Origin of the sequence: Ruminococcus sp. CAG:379, from assembly GCF_000434255.1 — a bacterium.
GTDB classification, from domain to species: domain Bacteria; phylum Bacillota; class Clostridia; order Oscillospirales; family Ruminococcaceae; genus Ruminococcus_F; species Ruminococcus_F champanellensis.
The window spans coordinates 1-3,473 of record NZ_FR894891.1 but is presented as its reverse complement, the minus strand read 5'-3'; the positions used below and the strand labels follow the sequence as shown (position 1 = coordinate 3,473).

The window sequence follows — 3,473 nt, the reverse complement described above, 5'->3', positions numbered from 1 at the left end:
CCGCTGTACCGGCTGCTGCACCTGCATCCAGCGGCATTCTCGCCCACATCAAGACCATCGGCATCTCCGCTAAGGTGGCGGTGATCCTGGCACTGGTGGCGTTCTTCATGCCCTTTGTGACCATTTCCTGCAACTACAACGACAAAGAAGAGGACATTGTGACCTACAGCGCTATGGATATGATAACCATGGATTCTTATGACGCATCCGACGCAGAAAGCGCCTATAGCTCTGCCCAGGAGGACAAAGAATTCGGCGGCAAGTTCAATCTCTGGATCACCGGCGCATTTGCCGCAGGGGTAGCGTCTATTGTCCTGGTGCTCCGGAACAAAAAGACTGTGCCCGTTGTGCTGGATGGAGTGGGCGCTCTGCTGGTGATTCTGACCGGTGCATCCTTCGACTCCTTCTATGGGCTGGATGAGCTGAATTACATCGAGAGTCATCTGCAAAGCGGCTTCTATTTTATGCTGCTCATGTTCCTGGCAGCTGGGGTGCTTCAGTATCTGTACGAAAAACACGGCCCCGGATCCCCTGTTCCCACTGGCACAGTCCCTGTTCCCCCGCCTCCTGCCCAGATTCCACAGCAACAGCCTCCACAGGCGCCGCCGCAGGAGACGCAGCAATCTGAATAAGAAAAAAGCATCGGGAAACCGATGCTTTTTTGCGCCAATTTTTAGTAACCATTTTCTTTTCTGCGTTTCTTTATGCTCTGCGTGCTTGGCATACGCAGTACCGTTCTACCGGCTGCTTGGGGAGATGTGCATGACTCCATTGACGAGCGACAACCTCTTTGAGAGGGGAGAGAGCGCATCAGAGATGCTTATTCTCTCCCCTCCCAACGGTTTTCTCTCGCGCTCTCTTTTCCACAACCCTCCCCACTCTTGTGGAGAACGAACGGGCTGAACCGTTCTCACGATTTCAGCCGCCAGATTCTACCCCACAGCGTTTTGTGCAGCATTGTGGAAACGTGTAACCTCACATCGTCCCCTATAGGGGGATGGGGAAGGAGGAAAGCGGGGGACTGGGGGAGAAAACCCGGAAGGGGAAGGGGGATTGGCAGCCGGGCTGCCCCCCTTTCCCCGGGTTGTCTCCCCAAGACTCTGGTAAAGGGGTCATGCGTATGCCCAGCACGCAGACTATCAAAAAACGCAAAAGGAAAACGGTCACCAAAGGTAAATCAGCATTGCGTAAAAACAGCACCACGCAATACTGCATGGTGCTGTTTGTAGCATGTAATCAGACGGTTTCTACCAGATGCGCCAGGAAACGTGCAAGCACGGTGATATCACTGGAATCTACAATGGCGTCGCCGTTCACGTCTGCATTGGCAACCTGCGCTGCGGTCATAGCCGGAACCAGGGTGTCATCCTGTGCCACATAGCGGCAGAGCCGTACTACGTCAGCGATGGTAACCTCGCCATCGTCGTTTACGTCACCCTTTACGCCAACAGGCTCCACTGTGGTGGTGGTAGTCGTTGTGGTCGTGGTGGTGGTGGTTTCCGTAGTGGTTGTAGTGGTGGTTGTAGTAGTGGTCGTTGTGGTTTCAATCGGCTGATCCGGGTAGAAGAAGTTGTCGAAAATAACCGTCACATTTTTGATGTTCAGTGCCGGTTCATCGCCGGTTACGCCGGACCATGTCCACCAGTTCTCCACCTTCAGATAATCCATCTCAAAGGTACCGGTCTTGGTGATGTCCTTGCCGTCGTCATCCTTGTCGCCGGTGGGGAATGCGTTCTCGCCAACGGGAATCTCAAAGGTAGTCAAAGTCTTGTCGATGCCCACTGCGTTGTCGATAAAGGTCCAGCAGTGACGGGTCTTTTCGTCGTCGTTGCCGGATTCGGTAAAGTTAAAGCTCAGAACAACATCGCCGCTGACCTGCTTGGAGTTCTTGGTGGAGGTCAGCTCATATTCTACCACAACGCTGCTTGCAGTCAGACCCATTTCACCATAGGGCTTCATGTCGATGGAGTAGCCCTTTTCCTCCGCTGTCATTTCATCCACAGTCAGAGTGATCCGGTCGGTCTTGGTGCCGGGATCCTCTGTGCCGCCGCTGATTACATCAGCAAAGATCTGCTTGATCTCATTATCGTACCAGCTAAGGGAAGTACGGTCGAAATACTTCATGGTGCCGGCGTTGGAATCATCCCACAGAACCGCACACATACCGTTCTTGCCATAGGAATAGGATGCAACCTTCTTGAGGAACTTCTTGATGGAAGCATCATCCTTACCCTCGTTGGTCACAACGCCGTACTCGCCGATAATCACCGGGATGCCCTTGTCGATGAACTTATCCTCCAGCTTATCCAGGTTGGCCTCCAGCAGGGTATAATCCGCATTGGTGCCCCAGGTGGAGGTGTAGCCCCAGGAAGAACCGATTTCTGCCACACAGAAGGTAGGAGGCTCATAGTAATGCACGGAAACAGCCACCATGTTGGCGGAATCTGTGGGTGCGGAGAAGTCGCCGGACAGGCACTTCTCCGTATTGTTGTTGGATGCAGGCACCAGAAGCAGACGCTTTGCGTTATTGCCGCCGGTTGCACGGACTGTATCCACAAACGCCTGGTTCAGCGTCATGATCTGCGCATTGGTGATCTCGATCTCGTTCATATCCTCAAAGACCAGCTTCTCGTCATAGTCCTTGAAGTAGGTTGCGATCTTCTTCCACAGGTCGGTGAACTTGCTCTGTGCGGAAGCGTTAAGCCAGCTTGCCTCGTTGTGGGTGTTGATGATGCAGTACAGGCCGTTATCCAGACAGTAATCCACAACGGTCTGAACCCGGGCAAGATATGCGTCCATGTCCACCTTGCCCTCCATTGCCTGGTACCAGGTCACAGGGATCCGGACGGTCTTGAAGCCTGCCTTCTTGACCTCCTTGATCATGGCCTCGGTGGTAAGGGGATTGCCCCAGGCAGTTTCGATCTGCTCCGGCGTGAGGGTACCGGAGTCCCAGGTGTTGGAGGCGCTGAGGGAATTACCCAGGTTCCAGCCAAGACCCATGTCCTCCACCATATCGACGGCGGTGGTGTTTGCAGCAGACACGTTGACAAAGCTGCCTGCAAATGTGCTTGTCAGAGACATGCACAGAGCGGCAGCGGTCACAGTGCTGAGCAGCTTTTTTGTCAGCTTCATGTGATTCTACTCCCTTTCTTTTACATGACCGGATACGATGAGAAGACGCAGCCTTAACGCCCTTTCCCGAAGGGAAAATTGAGAGAGATGTATACGCACAGTCATGTCATGATACCTTAACTTTACCATACACATGCAGCAAAGTCAATATGTCTGATTCGTTTTTCACCATAGTGCATGCCAATCTTTTCACCTGTTTTTTGGTTATAATGCACAAAATGTAAGAACGTTTGTTCTTGTAATGGGGTGAGGGGGATGGTGTTACGCAGGAGTGTTCCACTTTTGGTGACCTTTTTCTTTTTTTCGTTTCCTCATTATCTGCGTGCTTGGCACACGCAGTA

Annotated in this window: 3 protein-coding genes (1 of these 3 running past the window's edge); 2 read left to right on the top strand and 1 reads right to left on the bottom strand. The window is 52.7% G+C overall.

Features of this window, described 5'->3' with window-relative positions:
- Both QVO51_RS10990 and QVO51_RS10895 read left to right on the top strand, forming a co-directional pair.
- Positions 1 to 84, top strand: partial view of a hypothetical protein gene (locus tag QVO51_RS10990; RefSeq protein ID WP_441295912.1) — the end only. It extends 123 nt beyond the left edge of the window; only the last 84 of its 207 coding nucleotides appear in the window; the start codon falls outside the window, past its left edge; its stop codon occupies positions 82 to 84.
- On the top strand, positions 81 to 632 hold the full coding sequence (locus QVO51_RS10895) for a hypothetical protein (protein WP_022357648.1): 552 nt from the start codon (positions 81 to 83) through the stop codon (positions 630 to 632). The genes QVO51_RS10990 and QVO51_RS10895 overlap by 4 nt, the downstream gene beginning before the upstream one ends.
- A 604-nt stretch (positions 633 to 1,236) precedes the next feature.
- Here QVO51_RS10895 and QVO51_RS06050 read toward each other — a convergent pair.
- On the bottom strand, positions 1,237 to 3,132 hold the full coding sequence (locus QVO51_RS06050) for a cellulase family glycosylhydrolase (protein WP_022357647.1): 1,896 nt from the start codon (positions 3,130 to 3,132) through the stop codon (positions 1,237 to 1,239).
- Between the last annotated feature and the right edge of the window lie 341 nt (positions 3,133 to 3,473).

Coding starts and splice junctions, on each gene's coding strand:
- QVO51_RS06050 (WP_022357647.1), bottom strand. CDS start 3,132: ATGAAGCTGACAAAAAAGCTGCTCAGCACTGTGACCGCTGCCGCTCTG.